The 20619-nt window shown below is 54.5% G+C and carries 22 protein-coding genes; 18 read left to right on the top strand and 4 right to left on the bottom strand.

The features are described 5' to 3' along the window. Together RGV06_RS07995 and RGV06_RS07990 are read right to left on the bottom strand one after the other, a co-directional pair. Positions 1 to 2037 (bottom strand): ATP-binding protein, encoded by a 2037-nt coding sequence (locus RGV06_RS07995; protein WP_019823281.1) that lies wholly within the window; start codon positions 2035 to 2037, stop codon positions 1 to 3. A gap of 46 nt (positions 2038 to 2083) precedes the next feature. Further along, on the bottom strand, positions 2084 to 2959 hold the full coding sequence (locus RGV06_RS07990) for a putative 2-dehydropantoate 2-reductase (RefSeq protein WP_019823279.1): 876 nt from the start codon (positions 2957 to 2959) through the stop codon (positions 2084 to 2086). A gap of 206 nt (positions 2960 to 3165) precedes the next feature. Here RGV06_RS07990 and RGV06_RS07985 point away from each other — a divergent pair, with 206 nt between their 5' ends. Beyond that, complete coding sequence (locus tag RGV06_RS07985; RefSeq protein WP_019823277.1) at positions 3166 to 3651, top strand: YajQ family cyclic di-GMP-binding protein; 486 nt, start codon at positions 3166 to 3168, stop codon at positions 3649 to 3651. Positions 3652 to 3789: 138 nt separating this feature from the next. Continuing rightward, positions 3790 to 4632 (top strand): mechanosensitive ion channel family protein, encoded by an 843-nt coding sequence (locus tag RGV06_RS07980; protein ID WP_019823275.1) that lies wholly within the window; start codon positions 3790 to 3792, stop codon positions 4630 to 4632. 268 nt (positions 4633 to 4900) lie between these two features. Here RGV06_RS07980 and RGV06_RS07975 read toward each other — a convergent pair whose 3' ends face one another. Next, positions 4901 to 6184, bottom strand: a complete 1284-nt coding sequence (locus RGV06_RS07975; RefSeq protein WP_019823273.1) for an OprD family porin — start codon at positions 6182 to 6184, stop codon at positions 4901 to 4903. A gap of 777 nt (positions 6185 to 6961) precedes the next feature. On the opposite strand from RGV06_RS07975, the gene RGV06_RS07970 reads away from it, so the two are divergent. Further along, positions 6962 to 7387, top strand: a complete 426-nt coding sequence (locus RGV06_RS07970) for an HIT family protein (RefSeq protein WP_322149774.1) — start codon at positions 6962 to 6964, stop codon at positions 7385 to 7387. A 2-nt stretch (positions 7388 to 7389) separates the two neighbouring features. Further along, a complete protein-coding gene (locus RGV06_RS07965) occupies positions 7390 to 7596 on the top strand; it encodes a SlyX family protein (RefSeq protein WP_003441212.1) in 207 nt (68 codons plus the stop codon). 67 nt (positions 7597 to 7663) lie between these two features. On the opposite strand, the gene RGV06_RS07960 is transcribed toward RGV06_RS07965, so the two are convergent. Further along, complete coding sequence (locus tag RGV06_RS07960; RefSeq protein ID WP_019823267.1) at positions 7664 to 8266, bottom strand: cold-shock protein; 603 nt, start codon at positions 8264 to 8266, stop codon at positions 7664 to 7666. 856 nt (positions 8267 to 9122) lie between these two features. On the opposite strand from RGV06_RS07960, the gene RGV06_RS07955 reads away from it, so the two are divergent. The 14 genes from RGV06_RS07955 (at position 9123) to ybgF (ending at position 20600) form a co-directional block, all read left to right on the top strand. After that, positions 9123 to 9485 carry a ribbon-helix-helix domain-containing protein gene (locus RGV06_RS07955; protein ID WP_046809001.1) on the top strand — a complete coding sequence of 121 codons (363 nt, stop codon included), beginning with the start codon at positions 9123 to 9125 and terminating at the stop codon, positions 9483 to 9485. A gap of 181 nt (positions 9486 to 9666) precedes the next feature. Continuing rightward, positions 9667 to 9888: an FmdB family zinc ribbon protein gene (locus RGV06_RS07950; protein ID WP_019823263.1), complete on the top strand. Its 222-nt coding sequence runs from the start codon at positions 9667 to 9669 to the stop codon at positions 9886 to 9888. A gap of 109 nt (positions 9889 to 9997) precedes the next feature. Next, positions 9998 to 11773, top strand: a complete 1776-nt coding sequence (aspS, locus tag RGV06_RS07945) for an aspartate--tRNA ligase (protein ID WP_019823262.1) — start codon at positions 9998 to 10000, stop codon at positions 11771 to 11773. Positions 11774 to 11882: 109 nt separating this feature from the next. Further along, positions 11883 to 12629, top strand: coding sequence for a YebC/PmpR family DNA-binding transcriptional regulator (locus RGV06_RS07940; protein ID WP_019823260.1), 747 nt, complete (start codon positions 11883 to 11885; stop codon positions 12627 to 12629). Between the two features lie 132 nt (positions 12630 to 12761). Continuing rightward, on the top strand, positions 12762 to 13286 hold the full coding sequence (gene ruvC, locus RGV06_RS07935; protein ID WP_019823259.1) for a crossover junction endodeoxyribonuclease RuvC: 525 nt from the start codon (positions 12762 to 12764) through the stop codon (positions 13284 to 13286). Between the two features lie 111 nt (positions 13287 to 13397). After that, on the top strand, positions 13398 to 14006 hold the full coding sequence (gene ruvA, locus RGV06_RS07930; RefSeq protein WP_019823258.1) for a Holliday junction branch migration protein RuvA: 609 nt from the start codon (positions 13398 to 13400) through the stop codon (positions 14004 to 14006). Continuing rightward, positions 14007 to 15065: a Holliday junction branch migration DNA helicase RuvB gene (gene ruvB, locus RGV06_RS07925; protein ID WP_019823257.1), complete on the top strand. Its 1059-nt coding sequence runs from the start codon at positions 14007 to 14009 to the stop codon at positions 15063 to 15065. It abuts the gene before it with no gap. Positions 15066 to 15202: 137 nt separating this feature from the next. Next, positions 15203 to 15670 carry a tol-pal system-associated acyl-CoA thioesterase gene (gene ybgC / locus RGV06_RS07920; protein ID WP_019823256.1) on the top strand — a complete coding sequence of 156 codons (468 nt, stop codon included), beginning with the start codon at positions 15203 to 15205 and terminating at the stop codon, positions 15668 to 15670. Then, positions 15660 to 16355: a protein TolQ gene (gene tolQ, locus RGV06_RS07915; RefSeq protein ID WP_019823255.1), complete on the top strand. Its 696-nt coding sequence runs from the start codon at positions 15660 to 15662 to the stop codon at positions 16353 to 16355. Before ybgC ends, tolQ begins: the two co-directional genes overlap by 11 nt. A gap of 23 nt (positions 16356 to 16378) precedes the next feature. After that, positions 16379 to 16831, top strand: a complete 453-nt coding sequence (gene tolR / locus RGV06_RS07910; RefSeq protein ID WP_162207799.1) for a protein TolR — start codon at positions 16379 to 16381, stop codon at positions 16829 to 16831. Then, positions 16831 to 17925, top strand: a complete 1095-nt coding sequence (tolA, locus tag RGV06_RS07905) for a cell envelope integrity protein TolA (protein ID WP_019823252.1) — start codon at positions 16831 to 16833, stop codon at positions 17923 to 17925. Before tolR ends, tolA begins: the two co-directional genes overlap by 1 nt. 47 nt (positions 17926 to 17972) lie before the next feature. Continuing rightward, positions 17973 to 19223 (top strand): Tol-Pal system beta propeller repeat protein TolB, encoded by a 1251-nt coding sequence (gene tolB, locus RGV06_RS07900; protein ID WP_322151852.1) that lies wholly within the window; start codon positions 17973 to 17975, stop codon positions 19221 to 19223. Between the two features lie 51 nt (positions 19224 to 19274). Beyond that, positions 19275 to 19775 (top strand): peptidoglycan-associated lipoprotein Pal, encoded by a 501-nt coding sequence (gene pal, locus RGV06_RS07895; protein ID WP_003441254.1) that lies wholly within the window; start codon positions 19275 to 19277, stop codon positions 19773 to 19775. Positions 19776 to 19781: 6 nt separating this feature from the next. Beyond that, positions 19782 to 20600, top strand: coding sequence for a tol-pal system protein YbgF (ybgF, locus tag RGV06_RS07890; protein WP_019823247.1), 819 nt, complete (start codon positions 19782 to 19784; stop codon positions 20598 to 20600). Positions 20601 to 20619: the final 19 nt, after the last annotated feature.

The raw sequence follows: 20619 nt of genomic DNA, 5'->3' as shown, positions 1-20619 counted from the left end.
TTACAGTTCCACCTTGGTTGATTCGGGGGAGGTCATCGGGTTGCCGGCCAAAGGCAGGCGCAGGGTAAAGCAGGTACCTTGACCCTGGGTTGAATGCACTTCCATTTGACCCTTGTGGTTGTTGGTAATGATGAAATACGACACGGAAAGACCCAGTCCTGTGCCCTGGCCAACTTCCTTGGTAGTGAAAAACGGTTCGAAAATCCGTTTGCGCACAGGCTCCGGCATGCCGATGCCATTGTCTTCAATCTGTATTTCGGCCCACGGCGGGTTCAGCCTCGTGCGCAGGATGATACGTCCGGGCTCGCTCTTGTCAGTGCGTTGATGAATGGCCTGGGCAGCGTTTTTCAGCAAGTTGAGCAGCACCTGCTCCAGTTCGTTGGGGATGCCGGGCACCGGGCCCAGCTGCGGGTCGAACTGGCGGATGATGGCCTGGCCCTTGAAGTCAAAGCCAATGGCCAGATCAAAATCATTGCTGGCAATGTCCAGAGCCTGATCAATCAATGCCGATAAATCGCAGGGGCTCATTTGTCGATTGCTGCGTCGGCTGAAACTGAGCATGTGGGTGACGATTTTTGCTGCGCGCGCCCCGGCCTGCTGGATGCCGTCAAGCAACTGCGGGATCTCGCGTGCTTGCAGGTAGTGATTGACCACATCCAGGTCGATGCCGGTTTGTTCGGCTTGCTCGATATTCTTTGGCAGGTCGCTCGACAGGCGTCTGCGAATGTTCTGCACGTTATGCAGGATGGCGCCCAGGGGATTGTTGATCTCGTGGGCCATGCCGGCGGCCAGCCCGCCTACGGAGAGCATCTTCTCCGACTGCACCATCATGTCTTCCAGTGACAGTCGCTGCGTAATGTCATCAATGCGGATCACGACGCCACGACCGGCGCCGCCCATCAGCGGATAAAAGGTCAGGGCGTAGTGGCGGGCGTCCTCGCCCTGGCCCCAGGTAACGCGCTCAATTTTTGCCACCCTGTGATGCTCAATAGTGTCTTTGAGCTGAGGCAGGAAGGGCTTCAGGGGTTCGAAGGCCAGGTAGATGGGCTTGCTCATGGCATCGTCCAAGGGTGTGCCCGACAGAGCACTAGCCTCCTGGTTCCATTGGGTGACATACAGCTCTTCGTCCAGCGCGATCAGGGCCGAAGGCATGGAGTCGATGATGCAATTGAGGTAATTCTGAAAGCCGGTGAGTTTTTTTTCTATCTTGCTTCGAACTTGGACTTCGAGCTCCAACTTGCGATTGGCGTGACGGGTTTCTTCGGCCAGTGCCTGGGCCTGGTCGTAAGCTTCCCGGGCTTCGTCCCGGGCGCGCTTGAGTTCCTGGTCACGCACTTCAATGCGCGACAGCATGGTGTTGAAGGCTTTGGCCAAGCTGCCGATCTCGTCGTTGTTGCCGGGTGCTGCGCGTAATGCGTAATTTTCTTCGCGGCTGACCTGGCGAGACAGCTCTTCAAGGCGGTGAATGGGTTGGGTGATCAGGCGCTTGATCTGCCGTGCCACCACGAACCAGAGTAAAACGCTAAACACCAGAATACCCAAGCTGGCCGTCAGCGTGCCGGTGTAAAAGGCCATGGGCAGCTCGCTGCTGGCGATCAGCAGCAGGTGCCCGGGCGGCTGGTCGCCGTGGTGCAGGCGTGTGACTTGATGGCTGCGCAGTTCGGTCAGGCTCCAGGCTTCTATGTGGCGATAGTGCTCAGGGAGCGGAAGAGGTTCACCGTGTTGCAACTGCACCAGCAGATTGCCCGCGCTGTCATAGATCGCGGCGGCGCGAAGGGGTGCGTAGCTGCCGATTTCATTGAGTAGAGATTTCGCGTTCTCAGGCGAATCCAGCGCATGAGCGATCAGGTCAGGATTTGAGGTCAGCTGTCCTAGAGTCTGCAAGGCTTGTGGCGCCGTACTCTCGTGGGAAATCCAGTACGCCACACTGATAAACGTCAAATTGGCTACCAGCATTACGGTCGCCAGTAAGACGAGCAGGGCGGCTAATAACTTCTGGCCTACCGGGAGGTTTTCAAGGCGCTGGCGCAAGGGCATGGGGTGGCCGCATAGAGAGGAACATGCTGGCAGGGTAGCGCGGCCCTCAGTTACAGGGCAATCCGCGCCGCAGCAGGTGTTCAGTTAATCGCTGGTGCAGGCGCTGCAGGTGTGGCGCGACGAACTGTCGGCTGCGGGCTGCTTCGCAGGCATATCCCAGCAGGTAGCTGATTTCAGTGCGACGACCGTGGGCGACATCCTGGTGCATGGACGAGTAGTTGTTGGCGGTGGCCTGGATTACGCGATGAACCTCTGTGGCCAAATCGACCGCTGCACCTGCTTGCCCGCAACATTTCAGTAGTGCGCTGAGTTCTGTGCACAGGGTGTTCACTTCAGCGCTGTGTGCTTGCAGGCCGCCATTACGGCAGTCGTAGAGAACCGTCAGAGGGTTGATTGCACAGTTAAGTGCCAGTTTGCGCCACAGACGGCTCAGGATATTCGGGCTCCATTCGTGAGTAATCCCGCTGCGCTGAAGCTCTCCAAGCCAGTGTGGGGGCGGGCCTTGATCGGCATCGCCCAGCCAGGTGTGACCAAGGCCGGCAAACACGACCCGCCAATCGCCATCGCGAAAGGCGCCTTCGGTGCTGGAAGCGAATATGCAGCGAATGTGGGGCACAAGGGCGGCGACGGCCTGTTGGCTGCCTAGGCCGTTTTGCAGCAGGATCAGCTCTGCATCCGGGCTGAGCCGCCCGGCGATTTGCGCAACGGCCTGCTGTGCGTCATAGGCTTTGCACGCGACCAGCAGGCGCTGGATAGGCTCTTCGGTTTCAGGGGTTTGCGCACTGATGTCCCACTTTTGCGAATCTTCGCCTTCAATCAGAGTCAATCCTTGGGCTGCTTTGTACGCTTGCAGGCGGTCGCAGTTACGCACGATGAGTTTCACTGGCAAGCCTGCTCGCGCCAGGCGAGTTGCCCACAGCATGCCCATGCTTCCAGCACCAAGTACGTACCAGGTGGCCGAAGTCAGGGCTGGTGCATCGGAGTGGGGGTGGGACAGGGCCGAATTTCGCATGTGAGCTCGCAAGTGAATGAAGTCGAAGAACCGCTATAATGCCCGCGCATTTTAACTGTCAGGTCAGGCGTGCTCCATCTGTGTTGAGCGCGCCCTTTATTATTGGAGAAAATTACATGCCGTCGTTCGACGTGGTATCCGAACTGGACAAGCACGAAGTCACCAACGCCGTAGAGAACGCCGTCAAGGAACTGGACCGTCGTTATGACCTCAAGGGCAAAGGTACTTTTGAGTTCAAGGAGAAGGATCTGACGGTCAATCTGACCGCAGAAGCCGACTTCCAGCTGGAAGCAATGATCGAGATCCTCAAGCTGGCGCTGGTCAAGCGCAAGATCGACGTTCAGTGCCTTGAGGTCAAGGATGCATATGCTTCGGGCAAACTGATGAAGCAGGAAGCGGTGCTCAAGGAAGGCATTGATAAAGAGCTGGCGAAGAAAATCGTTGCTCACGTCAAGGATGCCAAGCTCAAGGTTCAGGCCGCCATTCAGGGCGAGCAAGTGCGCATCACCGGCAAGAAACGCGATGACCTGCAGGATGCAATTGCAGCGCTGCGCGCAAAGACGTTCGACATGCCACTGCAGTTCAATAACTTCCGCGACTAATTACGAGTCCAGGGAACCTATGGTGCTTATAGCCGTCCGATTTTTCCTGGGGGCTGCATGAACGGTTTGGCGGCCACGGTCGCCTTATCGTGTTGCTGAAAAAATGACGGCGTCGGGTATTGTCGCGAGGAGATGTAAATGGATTTGAACACTGAAGTGGATCAATTGATCAAGGCCTCGCAGGCCTGGATCCCGATGATCATGGAGTACGGTAGCCGCGTGCTGCTGGCAGTGGTTACGCTGGCGGTGGGCTGGTGGCTGATCAACCGTCTGACTACTAAAATTGGTCAGTTGCTGGCGCTGAGAAAGGCTGATCTGGCGTTACAGGGCTTTATCAGCAATCTTGCCAACATCATTCTCAAGATATTGCTGGTCGTCAGTGTCGCGTCAATGATCGGTATCCAGACCACGTCGTTTGTCGCGGCCATTGGTGCGGCAGGTCTGGCCATTGGTCTGGCGTTGCAGGGCAGTCTGGCGAACTTTGCGGGCGGGGTACTGATTTTGTTGTTCCGTCCGTTCAAGATCGGTGACTGGATCGAAGCGCAAGGCGTGAGCGGAACGGTCGACAGCATTCAGATCTTCCACACCGTGTTGCGTACTGGTGACAATAAAACCGTCATCGTGCCAAACGGTAACCTGTCCAACGGCATCATCACCAACTACAACCGTCAACCGACGCGCAAGGTGGTGTTTGATGTCGGCGTGGACTATGAGGCTGACCTTCAAAAGGTCCGTGAAGTGCTGCTGGCTTTGGCCGATGACCCTCGTGTTCTGAAAGAACCGGCTCCAGTCGTCGTGGTCACTGCCTTGGGTGATAGTGCAATCACCATGTCGTTGCGTGTATGGGTCAACACCCCTGACTACTGGGATGTCCTGTTTATGCTCAACGAACATTCACGCGATCGCTTGAAGGCGCAGGGCGTTGATATTCCTTTCCCACAGCGAGTGGTTCGTGTGGTTCAGGAAGTAGCTGCGCAGTAAGACTAAAGGCGGCGTCTGATTCTTGAGTCGACCGTGTGTAAACAATTAAAGGGGCTAAAGGCCCCTTTAATTGTTTTTGTACCTTGGGACAGGCAGTTGCAGATGTTTAGGCAAGCCAACTTTACTATTGATAATTAATTGCATTTATATTTATTAGTTAGCTTGCTATATAACGGCTCTTTTATTCAGGCAAATAAAAAGCCACGCCCTGAGACAGGAGCGTGGCTTTCACTAAACAGTGAGTGTAATTATCGCCCGGAGGCCATGATTACAAGATGTTCAGTGGGTATTCAGCAATCAGGCGGAAGTCGTTGACATCGTTGCCGTTGTTGCTGGTAGTGCGATAGATCGCGCTACGCAGACGGAAAGACAGGTCTTTGGCCGGGCCTTCCTGCAATACGTACTTGGTTTCGAAGTCGAATTCGTGCTCTTTGCCTTCACCGTCAGTCGTGGAGATGTTATCGCCTTTAACGTAGCGAGCCATGAAGCTCAGGCCAGGAACGCCGTAGCTGGTCATGTTCAGGTCGTAGCGACCCTGCCAAGAACGTTCGTCACGTTGGTTAAAGTCGGAGTACTGCACGGAGTTGGCGAGGAAGATACTGCCGCCGCCGTCGATGCCGTAGTTGTAACCACTGTCACCGGTAGAGCGCTGGTGAGCCACGGTGAACTTGTGAGCGCCGAGGCTGTAAGCAGCTGCCAAGCTCCAGATTTTGTTGTCCACGTCGCCCAGCAGTTCCTTGCCGTCGCTGGTGGTTCTGTAGCCGTTGAAGTCGAAGTTCAGGGCCTGAGACTCTGCGATAGGCAGGGTGTAGTTCAGGTTGATGTACTGCTTCTTGAAGTAGTCTTCAACGTCGGACGCTGCCACGCCACCAACAAAGTTGTCGGTGAACTGGTAGGTCGCGCCGGCAATGTTGGCGGAGGTCAGGCCTGGCTGGCCTTTACCATTGATGCTGTCGCGTGCCATGCCAGTCTGCGAGCTCAGTGCGGTGAAGCGACCTGCGCTCAGCTCCAGGCCTTTGATTTCCTTGCTGGTGATCAGGGTGCCGGTAGCAACCTCTGGCAGCAGACGGCTATCGTCGGTGGAGAAAACCGGGCTGGCTACGAACTGGTTGCCGTATTTCAGCTCAGTATCGGAAATGCGGAATTTAACAGCGCCGCCCATTTTCGACTGGGTATCTTCCGGAGAACCGTCGCTCTTGGTGGCGAACAGGCCGTTGCCTTGACGACCAGCGCCGCCGTCCAGGCGTGCTGTGCCCATGGCGAAAGCGTCAACACCGACACCGATGGTGCCTTGGGTGAAGCCGGACTGGTAGTTAAGCAGTTCGCTCAGGCCCCAGTCTTCACGGTAGCCGCTCTTAAAGCCGCCGGTTGGCTTGGCAATGTTGCCAGCGCCGTTACGGAAATCACGGTTCATGTACAGCATGCGGGTTTTAGAAGTCAGAGTGCTGTCTTCGATGAAACCTTTGGCGTCGTCCTGGGAGGAGGCCATTGCGAACTGGGTAGTACCGGCTGAAACAGCCAGGGCGATTATGCTCCACTTCATCACGCGCATCGTGATTTGCTCCTTTGGTTTTTAGGAAGAGTACTGCCGTCCCACCTGAAATTATTATCTGGGCGGCTCTTTCTTTTTGTGTCGGCGCAAACTTATATCACGCCGACAATGTTGGCGATACTTGCTCTCATAAGCTTTCGGCTTCTTTACAGGCATGTCGCAAATAGCACCCTACATGTCGCAAACGCGCAGCCTAATGCCATGTTTAGGCATGTAATTACTGCTGTTTTCAGCGTTTGGCATATGGGGGAGTCCGCACTGCCTACAATGAAAACTCCAAATTCCTACGATCCCGCTATTGTTATTTATCGTCAGGCCACTGCATTCCGGCTGCAGCCTGGCGACTATGTAAATGCTCTATGCAACAAGCATGCTCAAAAGGCAGCAGAGATGGAAAATAAATTTTTTTGTGCGTTTCCGAGCGATCAGGCCTGATCTTGCTTGGGTCAAACGGCGATAACGCCGCCCTTGGCGTGTTCTTTTTCGTTGCAAGGAAGCATTTTTCTCAGAAAAGCGTGATTAAAGCGTTACCGGTTAACACCTTATGGGGTGGTTAGTGACGTTTTGGCGCACTAAAAGCATTCGTTTTGTGCAGTTTTGGTGCACAAGTGTCTGAGTACTGTTGATTGAGCGTGTCTTGCTGTCATTCACGTGTGCATCCGCGGTTGTCGGCGTGATGCAGGAGCCGATCAAGGGTATCCTTCACTTCTGTCACATGGCTGGCGCTGAGTCTCATCGCACGCTGAGTTTAAAGAACGGTAAAGAGGAGAGCTCCCAGTGTTCGCTTTGGATACACGTCTTCAAGAGGATACCTGGCTCATAGGGGATTTCCCCTTGTGCCGCTTGCTGCTATCCAACGATTCGAATTACCCCTGGTTTATTCTGGTGCCACGGCGCGAGGGTATAACCGAATTGTTTCAATTGGATGACTCGGATCAGCAGTTGATATGGGCTGAGACGACCGCTCTGGCGCGAGTGCTGAAAGGGTTGTTCGGTGCGGACAAAATGAATGTCGCCACATTGGGTAACGTGGTCAGCCAAATGCACATGCACGTGATTGTTCGTTATCAGGCTGACGTGGCTTGGCCAGGGCCGGTGTGGGGCAAGCATCCAGCCAAACCTTACACGCAGGCAGATGTAGATGCTGTCCGGGACAGGCTTGCGTCGGTTCTTGATGCGGGTTTTACTTTTTCGGAGGGTTAATTGTGACACTTGAAGCGCGAGTGATGGATCTTGAGAGTCGTTTGGCCTTTCAGGATGACACCATCCAGGCATTGAATGATGTGCTGGTAATGCAGCAGAACGCGGTGGATCGTTTGCAAATGCAAATGGCTGCCTTGCTCAAGCGCCAGGAAGAAATGGGCGGACAGTTCGAGTCGTTTGAAGAGGAAGCTCCGCCGCCGCACTATTAAGTCTTTTTGCGCAGGCAAAAAAAACCGCGATACAGCCTGGCTGATCGCGGTTTTTTTTAAGTTTGAATCAGCGACGCGGCAGCGCTGCGATCACATCTTCAGCTTGCAGGCCTTTGTCACGGTTCATGACCGAGAACTCAACGCGCTGGCCTTCCACCAGTACACGGTGGCCTTCGCCGCGAATGGCGCGAAAGTGCACAAAAATATCATCGCCGGAATCTCGGGAGATAAAGCCGAAACCCTTAGAGGTATTGAACCACTTGACCGTCCCGGTATCGCGGTTGGTCATGTCATAGCTTTGTGAGGAGGGTGAAGGTGATGATTTATAGAAGCTGACGATCAAATGAAGCAGTACGGCAATGACTGCAGGAGTAAGGCCGAGCAGTACCGCAGGTTGATCACCGATCGGCAGCAGAAGGCCGAACAGGGTCAGTGTTTGTAGAACAACGGAAAGCACCAGCAGGGCGCTGACCAGATTTTGCAGTTGATGACGCGGGCCTTTGTTCCAGAATGGAATGACTGGAGCCAGTGTCAGGTTCAGCAGGCCAAGAAAAGCCAGGTAAAGGGCATCGGGGTGTTGGAGGTAAGGTAACGCTTCGGATTGCAGGCTGGGAATAAAGGACAGCAGCAAAGCCGCTGCACCCGTTAGCAGGTGGACGATTTTCAACATTTCAATGACTCACATTAAGATGGATCGCAAGGAAGAGCTGATTGCACACGGTTCGCTTCAGAAAAAAGAGGAGGCGCTGGACACGTGCATATATCAGCCTATGCGCCCTCGATAGAGGCTGGAAGAGGGCGACACGTTGCCAATTTAACAGCAAAGCTTGGGCCTACTCAAATTAAGCGTATGGCGCTATCTACGAGCGAGGCTACCTGAGGAAGTCTCGGCCAAATCTGTTTGTAGTGAAAACCTTGTCCTAGACACATGTAGTCCTCTTTCCAGTAGGGGGGCTGATGTGGTGCCCTATGATGCGTGATAGGCCCGAAATTGTTCAGGTCGCTGTGCTGATGACCGTTGGTCGTTAATTTTTATGTTCTTTGGAGTAGGCAATGTGCATGGCATCAGTATTCCTGCTTGCGTGCAGTTCAAGGGGGGGGGCGTGTAGTCTTGGGCCGTATATGCGGTCGGTTTATTTGCCGGGCCGGAAATACTCCAGTTTAATGGCGATCAAACTAGAGTCTGAATAAGTACAGGCAAAACTTAATCACGATAATGCATGTTTTGTACGTATGTATAACTGTTCGTTAGGACAGGAATGTCGGGAGCTTAATGAGTCTCTAAGTTAAACGCTCTCACTGGATTAAGTCGCTTGGCTGTTCGCGTTCCTGTCCGTTTAACCTAATAGCCTCGCGGTCATGGTTCAAGGTGCGAAGGCCACCGTATTCGCCGCTCGGACCGAGAGGGCTCCTACAGGCTTGAGGGTTTGGTCCGCTGGATAAGAATTTTTACATATCGTTTGATGGGGTGTGTTTTTTAAAAATCATTCATTAATTCTAGTGTTACGCAATGGAGTGCTTTGGACATGAGGCGATTGATTCGGCAAGAAAGCGCCAGAGGAAAATTACTGCAAAGAGTTGGGGTTGATCCCGATATTCTTGATTTTGGCATGACGTTGGCTCAACCACTTTCGCGGTCAGTCAGATTGAATGGTTTTGCCACCTGCTTGCGACTTGAGGAAGTGTACTGGGAAGTGTTGTCTGATATTTCGCGACTTAATAACTGCTCAATAAATACGCTGTTGTCTTATGTCGATCGTGAGGTGCATTTGCGTTATGGGGGGGTAAGAAATTTCAGCGGGCTCATCCGGGTTGTCTGTGTGATGCATTTATTGAGGATGGCACGCGATTCCGCGGAGGGAGTGCAAAAGCAGGTGTTCATGGGGTGATACGGTGCGGTTGGCTGGAGGAGGGCGTTCGGTGTCTTGTAATCGCTCGAAATTTATGATGCATTTAGGGGCTTCTTGCTGCTCATGCGGCTGCAATGGCTCGATTTACCAGATATAATCTCGCCCTTTGCTGTGTGGCCCTCTTTAAGGGTTGCCGCTAACGGATTGTCGAGACACGCCAATGCCCATGTACGATTACCAGTGCGCTTCCTGTGGTCATCAGTTGGAAGCCATTCAAAAGATCAGCGCCTCGCCGTTGGTTGATTGTCCAGCCTGTCAGGCCCCTGAACTGAAAAAAATGCTGTCCATGCCAGGTTTCCGCCTCAGCGGTACAGGCTGGTATGAAACAGACTTCAAGACAGGCTCGAAAAAGAATCTGGCAGGCGGCGATAAATCCGACTGAGGCTGAGCGAAAGCAGTCAGAACACTAGCGGGCTCTTGCATGGTTACCAGCACCGACGGTGCGCAAGACCTCCACCGAATTTCGAATTACGAGAAGTGAAACCACTACCATGATGCGCAGCCATTATTGCGGCCAACTGAACGAAAGCCTGGAAGGCCAGGAAATTACCCTTTGCGGATGGGTCCATCGTCGCCGTGACCACGGTGGGGTGATTTTCCTCGATATCCGTGATCGTGATGGTCTGGCCCAGGTGGTGTTTGACCCGGATCGCGCCGAGACTTTTGCAGCCGCCGATCGCGTGCGCAGTGAATATGTGGTCAAGGTCACCGGCAAGGTACGTCTGCGTCCAGCCGGTGCAGGCAACGCCAACATGGCGTCGGGCATGATCGAAGTACTGGGGTACGAGCTCGAGGTTCTGAACGAAGCCGAAACTCCGCCGTTCCCGCTCAACGAGTTCTCTGACGTCGGCGAAGAAACGCGTCTGCGCTATCGTTTTATCGATCTGCGTCGTCCTGAAATGCTTGAGAAGCTGCGTCTGCGTTCGCGCATGACCACCAGCATCCGTCGCTTCCTGGACGAAAACGGCTTCCTGGACGTTGAAACTCCAATCCTGACCCGTGCCACGCCAGAAGGCGCACGTGACTATCTGGTGCCAAGCCGTACTCACGCAGGTTCCTTCTTTGCCTTGCCGCAATCGCCACAGCTGTTCAAACAGCTGCTGATGGTTGCCGGTTTTGACCGTTACTACCAGATCGCCAAGTGCTTCCGTGACGAAGACCTGCGTGCCGATCGTCAGCCTGAGTTCACTCAGATCGACATCGAAACCAGCTTCATGAACGAAGCCGAGATCATGGGTCTGACTGAAGAAATGATCCGCAACCTGTTCAAGGAAGTCCTGGGTCTGGAGTTCGGTGAGTTCCCGCACATGACCTGGGAAGAGGCCATGCGCCGTTACGGGTCCGACAAGCCTGACCTGCGTAACCCGCTGGAACTGGTTGACGTTGCCGATCAGCTCAAGGAAGTCGAATTCAAGGTGTTCAGCGGCCCTGCCAATGACCCTAAAAGCCGCGTTGCCGCCTTGCGTGTTCCGGGCGGTGCGAGCATGCCGCGCAGCAAAATCGACGAATACACCAAGTTTGTTGGCATCTACGGCGCACGTGGCTTGGCATACATCAAGGTTAACGAGCGCGCCAAGGGTGTTGAGGGTCTGCAATCGCCGATCGTCAAGAACATCCCTGAAGCCAACCTCAATGTGATCCTGGATCGCGTTGGTGCGGTTGATGGCGACATCGTGTTCTTCGGTGCCGACAAGGCCAAGATCGTCAGCGAAGCTCTGGGTGCACTGCGTATCAAGGTTGGTAACGACCTGAACCTGCTGACGTGCGAGTGGGCACCGATGTGGGTTGTTGACTTCCCTATGTTCGAAGAGAACACAGACGGCAGCTTCAGCGCCTTGCATCACCCGTTCACTGCGCCAAAGTGCTCGCCTGAAGAGCTCGAGGCCAACCCGGCTACCGCGTTGTCCCGTGCCTATGACATGGTGTTGAACGGTACTGAGTTGGGTGGTGGTTCGATCCGTATCCACCGCAAAGAAATGCAACAGGCGGTCTTCCGTCTGTTGGGTATCAATGAAGCCGAACAGGAAGAGAAATTCGGCTTCCTGCTCGATGCGCTGAAATACGGTGCACCGCCCCATGGTGGTTTGGCATTCGGTCTGGACCGTCTGGTGATGCTGATGACTGGCGCTCAGTCGATTCGTGAAGTGATTGCCTTCCCGAAAACCCAGAGTGCTGCCTGCGTCATGACTCAGGCCCCGGGCGTAGTTGATAACAAAGCGTTGAGCGAATTGCATATTCGTTTGCGCGAACAACCAAAGGCTGAGTAAAACTGGCCCTCAAAGGCGCATCTCCGGATGCGCCTTTGTTATTTGGGTCGAGAATTTTTATTGCCGGGTCAAGGCCGGGCAATGTTTCATAAAGGATTCGGAGTGCGTTATGGCAGGTCATTCTAAGTGGGCGAACATCAAGCACCGCAAAGAGCGTCAGGATGCCAAAAAAGGCAAGATTTTCACCAAGTGGATACGTGAGCTGACCGTTGCTGCCCGTCAGGGCGGTGGTGATCCGGGCTCCAACCCGCGCCTGCGTCTGGCGTTGGACAAGGCACTTGGCGCTAACATGAGCCGCGACATCATTGATCGTGCGGTTGCCCGTGGTGCTGGTGCAGCTGATACCGACGATATGGTCGAGCTGAGCTATGAAGGTTACGGTCCTGGCGGCGTTGCCGTGATGGTCGAGTGCATGACCGACAACCGTAATCGCACCGCAGCCGCTGTGAGGCATGCGTTCAGCAAGTGCGGCGGGAACCTTGGTACTGACGGTTCAGTTGCGTACCTGTTTGAGCGCAAGGGTCAGATTTCCTATGTGGCTGGCGTTGATGAAGATGCCTTGATGGAAGCTGCGATGGAGGCTGATGCCGACGACGTAGTCACCAACGAAGACGGTTCCATTGACGTGTTTACGTCGTTCTCGAGCTTTTACGCGGTTCGCAACGCTCTGGAAGCCGCAGGCTTCGCTCCGACTGACGCAGAAATCGTGATGTTGCCCACCACCAGTGCCGAGCTGGACCTGGAGGGCGCTGAAAAGGTGCTCAAACTGATCGATATGCTTGAAGACCTGGATGACGTGCAGAACGTGTATTCCAACGCTGAGATTCCTGACGCTGTCCTGGAGCAGTTGGCCTGATCCACGGGTTGCGTCAGTCAAGAGGCCGGAGGTGCACCGTCGCGACGATAGCGGCGCTGGGCACCTCCGGCTTCTGCCTTTAAGCTGTCCGGGCATAGGCCGGTAGGCGTCACTTCATAAGCTGTAGGCGTTATGACTCTTATTCTTGGTATCGATCCTGGTTCGCGAATCACCGGTTATGGCGTAGTGCGAGACACTGGGCGTGGCTGTGTGTACGTGGCTTCAGGGTGTATTCGCACGGGTAGCGGCGAGCTGCATGAGCGGTTGTTGATCGTCTATCGTGGGGTGCGCGAAGTTATTCAGACGTATGGTCCCGTTACCATGGGCATCGAAAAGGTGTTCATGGCGCGCAATGCCGATTCGGCACTCAAGCTGGGCCAGGCCAGGGGCGCGGCGATTGTTGCCGGCGCCGAGGAAAACCTGGAGATCGCAGAGTATTCGGCAACCCAGGTCAAGCAAGCCGTAGCCGGCACCGGTGGTGCCAACAAGGAGCAAGTGATGATGATGGTCATGCACCTGCTCAAGCTGACCAGCAAGCCGCAAATCGATGCGTCGGATGCGCTGGCAATTGCCTTGTGTCATGCCCACACTCGCTCCAGCCTGCTGCCCCATGGTTTGGGTGCGGCGCGTAGCCGTGGTGGCCGTTTGCGGCTCTGAGATGTGATTTGTAACCTGATTTTGCTTGTTGGCAGGGTGTCATCTTTAATGATGCGGCTTTGCCGTTCTACTTGTCAGCCATTGATCTGGCCAGAGAAAAGGATCTGAAACGTGATTGGACGCTTGCGCGGCACTCTGGCTGAAAAACAGCCGCCGCACCTGATTCTTGATGTAAATGGCCTGGGTTACGAGCTGGAAGTACCCATGACTACGCTCTATCGGCTGCCGTCCATAGGCGAGCCTCTGACTCTTCATACTCACCTGGTAGTTCGCGAAGACGCCCAGTTGCTCTATGGTTTCATAGGCAAGCGCGAGCGCGATTTCTTTCGTGAGCTGATCCGCCTCAACGGTGTTGGTCCCAAGCTGGCCTTGGCTCTAATGTCCAGCCTTGAGGTCGATGAGCTTGTTAGGTGTGTGCAGGCTCAGGATACCTCGGCCTTAACCAAGGTTCCGGGTGTCGGGAAAAAGACAGCCGAGCGACTGCTGGTTGAGTTGAAAGATCGCTTCAAGGCGTGGGAGCAGGTGCCAAGTATGTTTGCACTGGTCCCCAATCAGCCTGATGCCCCGGTGCAGGTGGCCAGTGCTGAAAGTGATGCGGTCAGTGCCTTGATTTCCCTGGGCTACAAGCCCCAGGAAGCGAGCAAGGCCGTTTCGGCAATCAAGGATAAAACGTTGAGCAGTGAAGATATGATTCGTCGCGCCCTTAAGGGGATGATTTAAGTGATTGAAGCTGATCGTTTGATAACGGCCTCGGGCGGGCGAGACCGCGAAGAGGTTCAGGACCGGGCGATTCGTCCCCTGAGCCTGGCCGACTATATTGGTCAGCCAACCGTGCGTGAGCAGATGGAGCTGTTTATCCAGGCGGCGCGCGGGCGTTCGGAGTCGTTGGATCACACGTTGATCTTTGGTCCGCCCGGGCTGGGTAAAACCACGTTGGCGAACATCATTGCCCAGGAAATGGGGGTGTCCATTAAAAGCACCTCAGGTCCCGTCTTGGAGCGTCCGGGTGACTTGGCTGCTTTGTTGACCAATCTTGAGCCCCATGACGTGCTGTTTATTGATGAAATCCATCGTCTGTCACCCATCGTCGAGGAAGTGCTCTACCCGGCAATGGAAGACTTTCAGCTCGATATCATGATTGGCGAAGGGCCAGCTGCGCGCTCCATCAAGCTCGACCTGCCGCCTTTTACTCTGGTGGGTGCGACGACCCGCGCCGGGATGCTGACCAACCCTTTGCGCGATCGTTTCGGGATTGTTCAGCGACTGGAGTTCTATAGTACTGACGACCTGGCGACGATCGTCAGTCGCTCCGCAGGTATTTTTGGTCTGCCACTCGATCCTGAGGGGGCATACGAAATTGCCCGGCGGGCTCGTGGTACGCCGCGGATAGCCAATCGCTTGTTGCGTCGTGTGCGAGATTTTGCCGAAGTACGGGCCAAAGGGCATATCACCAAACCGGTGGCAGACCTGGCATTGAACCTGTTGGACGTTGATGAACATGGTTTCGATCATCAAGACCGGCGTTTACTGCTGACCATGATCGAGAAGTTCGATGGTGGGCCGGTGGGTGTGGACAGCTTGGCCGCAGCGATTAGCGAAGAGCGGCACACCATTGAAGACGTGCTGGAGCCATACCTGATTCAGCAGGGTTACATCATGCGCACACCGCGTGGGCGTGTTGTGACGCGTCATGCGTATCTGCACTTCGGTTTGAACATTCCGTCCCGTTTGGGTGATATGCCTGTGGTAGACGAATTTTTGAATGCCCTGGACGATTAATAAGCCATTAGCGGCCGATTTTTTTAAGGTTTTTGCTGTCTTAAGGGCTGGCGTTGAAAATCTTGGGCCATAAAGCCCCTGAAGCGTAAAAAACAGTTGTTAGGCGGATTGGCAACCTGAGGAGTAAGCACTAGAGTATGCGCGCGCAAAACAGGCTAGAGCCGTTCGCACATCGCTGTCGCGTTTATTACGAGGACACCGATGCGGGTGGCGTCGTGTATTACGTAAATTATCTAAAGTTTATGGAGCGGGCTCGAACCGAAAGGCTGCGGGAGATGGGCTTTGCCCAATCCGAGCTTGTGGGGGAGAACCTGTTATTTGTCGTGCATTCCAGCGAGGCGCGTTACCACGCACCGGCGCGACTGGACGACGAACTGTTGGTAAGTGCGCAAGTAATAGAGCTCAACCGTGCCAGCCTGCGTTTCAAGCAGCAGGTCTGGCGGGCTGCAGATGCAACGTTGCTCTGTGAAGGGCAATTTTTGGTGGCCTGTGTGCGCGCCGATAGTTTCAAACCCCGGGCCATTCCCGAAGCTTTACGTACGGCCTTTGCCGACGTGAGCGGCGCGGGTAAACATTTAGAGCAGGAGATAAAGCGTGGAAGCTAACGTCGTCGACCATTCCTCCATGTGGAGCTTGGTCAGCAATGCCAGCATTGTTGTGCAGTTGGTAATGTTGACCCTGCTGGCCGCATCGGTTACCTCGTGGGTCATGATTTTTCAGCGCAGCACAATGCTGCGCGCCGGTCGACGTGCCCTTGAAAGCTTTGAAGAGCGCTTCTGGTCAGGTATCGACTTGTCGAAGCTGTATCGTCAGGCGGGCAGCAATCCTGATCCGGACTCCGGTGTTGAACAAATTTTCCGTGCCGGTTTCAAGGAGTTCTCGCGTCTGCGTCAGCAGCCGGGTGTCGATCCTGAAGCGGTAATGGAAGGTGTGGCGCGTGCCATGCGTGTAGCCATTTCCCGTGAAGAAGAAAAGCTGGAGCAAGGCCTGCCGTTCCTGGCGACCGTGGGTTCTGTTAGCCCGTATATCGGTCTGTTTGGTACGGTGTGGGGCATCATGAACTCCTTCCGTGGCCTGGCAACTGCCCAGCAAGCAACGCTGGCGACCGTAGCGCCCGGTATTGCTGAAGCACTGATTGCAACGGCTATTGGCTTGTTCGCTGCTATCCCGGCGGTTATCGCTTACAACCGTTTTGCAGCTCGCAGTGAAACCCTGATCAGCCGCTACTACACCTTCGCCGACGAATTCCAGGCGATCCTGCACCGCAAAGTGCACACCAGCGAAGAATAAGCAGGTAATTTCCAATGGCTTTAATCGCTCGAGCTCGCAAGAAGCGCAAGCCGGTTGCCGAGATGAACGTGGTGCCTTACATCGATGTGATGCTGGTGCTGCTGGTTATCTTCATGGTGACCGCTCCGATGCTCAATCAGGGTGTGAAGGTTGATTTGCCCAAGGTCTCCAGCGAGGCCTTGCCGCAAGACAACAACACTCAGGTTCTGACTATTTCGATCAAGGCTGACAAGACCTATTTCTGGAATCTTGGCAGTGAAGTTGATACCGAGAAGCAGATGGACAAGGCAATGACCTTGCCTCAAATGACTGACGCCGTGACTAAAATCATTCGTGCAGGCAATGAAGGCGGCAAACACACCCAGGTCTTTATCCGTGGTGACAAAACCGTTGATTACGGCGCGGTAATGGGTGCCATGGGTGGTCTTCAGAAGGCCGGGGTCGGTAACGTTGGCTTGATAACCGAGGCTCCCTGATGCGCGAACAGCGGGAGCCGTCCGCCTCTGAAAATTATTTTTGGCCTGCAGTCTGGGCGATAGGGCTGCACGTTCTGATTTTTGGCATGCTGTTCGTAAGTTTTGCCATGACCCCGGATTTGCCGCCTTCGAAACCGATTGTCCAGGCGACCTTGTATCAACTGAAGTCAAAAAGTCAGGCAACTACTCAAACCAATCAAAAGATTGCGGGTGAGGCGAAGAAATCTGCCGCGCGTCAGACCGAAGTCGAACAGATGGAACAGAAGAAGGTTGAGCAGGAGGCTGTGAAAGCCGCGGAACAAAAGAAGGAAGAAGCTGCCGAAAAGGCTGCTGACGCCAAGAAAGCTGACGAAGCCAAAGCAAGCGAAGCCAAAAAGGCAGACGAGGCCAAGAAGTCTGATGACGCCAAGAAAGCCGACGATGCTAAAAAGGCGACGGAAGCTAAAAAAGCCGAAGAGAAAAAATTGGCTGACATAGCCAAGAAAAAATCCGAGGAAGAGGCCAAGAAGGCCGCGGAAGAAGAGGCCAAGAAAAAGGCCGCTGAAGACGCCAAGAAAAAAGCGGCTGAAGATGCGAAGAAAAAAGCAGCTGAAGACGCCAAGAAAAAGGCCGTAGCAGACGAGGCGAAGAAGAAAACCGCCGAAGATGCCAAGAAAAAGGCCGCTGCTGATGCAGCCAAGAAAAAGGCCGTAGAAGCAGCACGTAAATCGACCGAAGAGAAAAAGGCGCAAGCCTTGGCTGATTTGCTTTCCGATACGCCGCAACGCCAGCAAGCTCTGGCAGATGAGCAAGGTGATGAGGTCGCCGGCAGTTTTGATGACCTGATTCGTGCTCGTGCAGCAGAAGGGTGGGCTCGTCCGCCGTCGGCGCGCAAGAACATGACAGTGGTGCTGCAAATTGGCATGTTGCCAGATGGCACGGTGACGTCTGTGACGGTTGCCAAGTCCAGCGGTGACGGTCCGTTCGACAGCTCGGCTGTGGCAGCGGTCAAGAACATTGGTCGTTTAACGGAAATGCAGGGTATGAAGCCCAGCGATTTTAATCCTTATCGATCATTCAAGATGACATTCACACCTGAGGATCTAGCCTTGTGATTAAACTTTTTCGAGGACTGCTGGTCGTCGTCTGCTGCCTGGCAGGGATGGCTGTAGCAGATGAAAAGAACATTCTGGTCACCAGTGGTAGTGATCGGGCGACGCCTATTGCGGTAGTACCTTTCGGCTGGCAAGGCGGCACCGTGTTGCCGGATGACATGGCTGAAATCATCGGTAACGACCTGCGTAACTCGGGTTATTACGCACCGATTCCAAAGCAGAACATGATCGGCTTGCCGACTCAGGCCAGTGAAGTCATTTTTCGCGACTGGAAAGCCCTGGGTGCCCAGTACGTAATGGTCGGTAATATCGTGCCAGCAGGCGGTCGCTTGCAGGTGCAATATGCCTTGTTCAACGTTACCACCGAGCAGCCAGTATTGACTGGCAGCGTGTCTGGGACCGCCGAGCAGTTGCGGGACATGGCGCATTACATCTCCGATCAGTCGTTTGAAAAACTGACGGGTATTAAAGGTGCGTTCTCAACCCGTCTGCTTTATGTAACGGCAGAGCGTGCAAGTGCAACCAACACCCGCTACACCTTGCAGCGTTCGGACTACGATGGTGCCCGTGCCGTTACATTGCTGCAGTCGCGTGAGCCGATCCTGTCGCCGCGTTTTGCACCCGATGGCAAGCGCATCGCTTATGTATCGTTTGAACAGAAGCGTCCTCGTATCTTTGTTCAGAACATTGATACCGGTCGTCGTGAGCAAATCACCAACTTTGAAGGTTTGAACGGTGCGCCTGCATGGTCGCCAGATGGCTCCAAGCTGGCGTTCGTACTGTCCAAGGACGGTAACGCCGAGATCTACGTGATGGATCTGGCTTCCCGTGGGTTGACTCGCGTCACCAATAACCCAGCCATTGATACTGAACCGTTCTGGGGTAAAGATGGTTCTACCATCTACTTCACCTCTGACCGTGGTGGCAAACCGCAGATTTACAAAACCAATGTAGGCAGCGGTAACGCAGAGCGCGTGACGTTTATCGGGAACTACAACGCCAGTCCCAAGCTTTCGGCTGACGAAAAGACCCTGGTAATGATCCATCGTCAGGACGGTTTCACCAATTTCCGTGTTGCGGCGCAAGATTTGCAGCGTGGAAGCGTGAAAATCCTCACAGATACCAACCTTGATGAGTCTGCTACTGTTGCACCCAACGGCACCATGGTAATCTACGCCACCCGCCAGCAGGGCCGGGGAGTCTTGATGCTCGTGTCTATCAATGGACGCGTAAGGCTCCCTCTTCCTACCGCTCAAGGCGAAGTCAGAGAACCTTCCTGGTCCCCTTACCTGAACTGACGTGGTGCTGTACGTTTCACATAACATTTGGGGTTCATTAGGAGTTTTACGATGGAAATGCTGAAGTTTGGTAAATTTGCTGCGCTGGCACTGGCCATGGCTGTAGCTGTAGGTTGCTCGTCCAAAGGCGGCGACAATGCCGGTGAAGGCGCTGCTGTTGATCCAAACGCTGGTTACGGCGCAAACACAGGCGCTGTTGATGGTTCCCTGAGCGAAGAAGCTGCTCTGCGCGCTATCACTGTTTTCTACTTCGAATACGATTCTTCGGACCTGAAACCAGAAGCAATGCGCGCTCTGGATGTTCACGCTAAAGACCTGAAAGCTAACGGCGCTCGCGTTGTTCTGGAAGGTAACACTGACGCCCGTGGTACTCGTGAGTACAACATGGCACTGGGCGAGCGTCGTGCGAAAGCCGTTCAACGCTACCTGGTACTGCAAGGCGTTTCTCCAGCACAGCTGGAGCTGGTGTCCTACGGTAAAGAGCGTCCAATCGCTACTGGCAACGACGAACAGTCGTGGGCTCAAAACCGTCGCGTCGAACTGCGTAAGTAATTCGTCATGCGAACGTGCCGCCGTGCTGTAACTATTCTGACTCTCAGCCTCATGCCGCTAGCGGCATGGGCTGCGGTTCCTGTGGTCGATGACAACTCTGGCTATAACAATAGCGGGGGGAGTTATCCATCACCGGGTTATGGTGCGAGCGGCGCCTATGCCGGGGGAGGGGTTTCGGCCCCTGTCTCGGCACAGGGCGAGCTGTTCAACCAGCTGCAACAAATGCAGGAACAGATTGCACGCCAACAGGGTGTGATTGAAGTTCTGCAAAATGATGTCTCGCGCATGAAACAAGAAAGCCTGGAGCGATACCAGGAACTTGATCGGCGTATTGGTGCTGGCATTGCTCCTGCTGCCACACCTGATAATTCTTCTGCCAGTGGTGCTAATGCCACCGGTAATACAGCAGCGCCTGCAACTCAGGCTGCTGCCAGCTCGGAACCGGCTGATCCGGCGAAAGAAAAGCTCTATTACGATGCTGCTTTCGATTTGATCAAGGCTAAGGATTTCGACAAGGCCAGTCAGGCATTTACAGCCTTTCTGCGCAAATACCCAAACAGCCAATATGCGGGCAATGCCCAATACTGGCTGGGTGAAGTGAATCTGGCCAAAGGCGATTTGCAGGCCGCTGGCCAAGCATTTGCCAAAGTCAGTCAGCTGTATCCCAAGCATGCAAAAGTACCGGACTCACTCTATAAGCTTGCTGATGTAGAGCGCCGCCTGGGTCATACAGACAAGGTCAAAGGCATCTTGCAGCAGGTTGTAGCCCAGTATCCGGGCACGTCGGCTGCTCAGCTGGCTCAGCGCGATTTGCAGCGCATGTAAGCAATAACCGGCTTTAATC

It is taken from the genome of Pseudomonas sp. CCI3.1, assembly GCF_034313985.1.
GTDB classification, from domain to species: domain Bacteria; phylum Pseudomonadota; class Gammaproteobacteria; order Pseudomonadales; family Pseudomonadaceae; genus Aquipseudomonas; species Aquipseudomonas psychrophila.
Note: the sequence above shows the minus strand (reverse complement) of the source record. Positions and strands in the feature narration are given on the sequence as shown.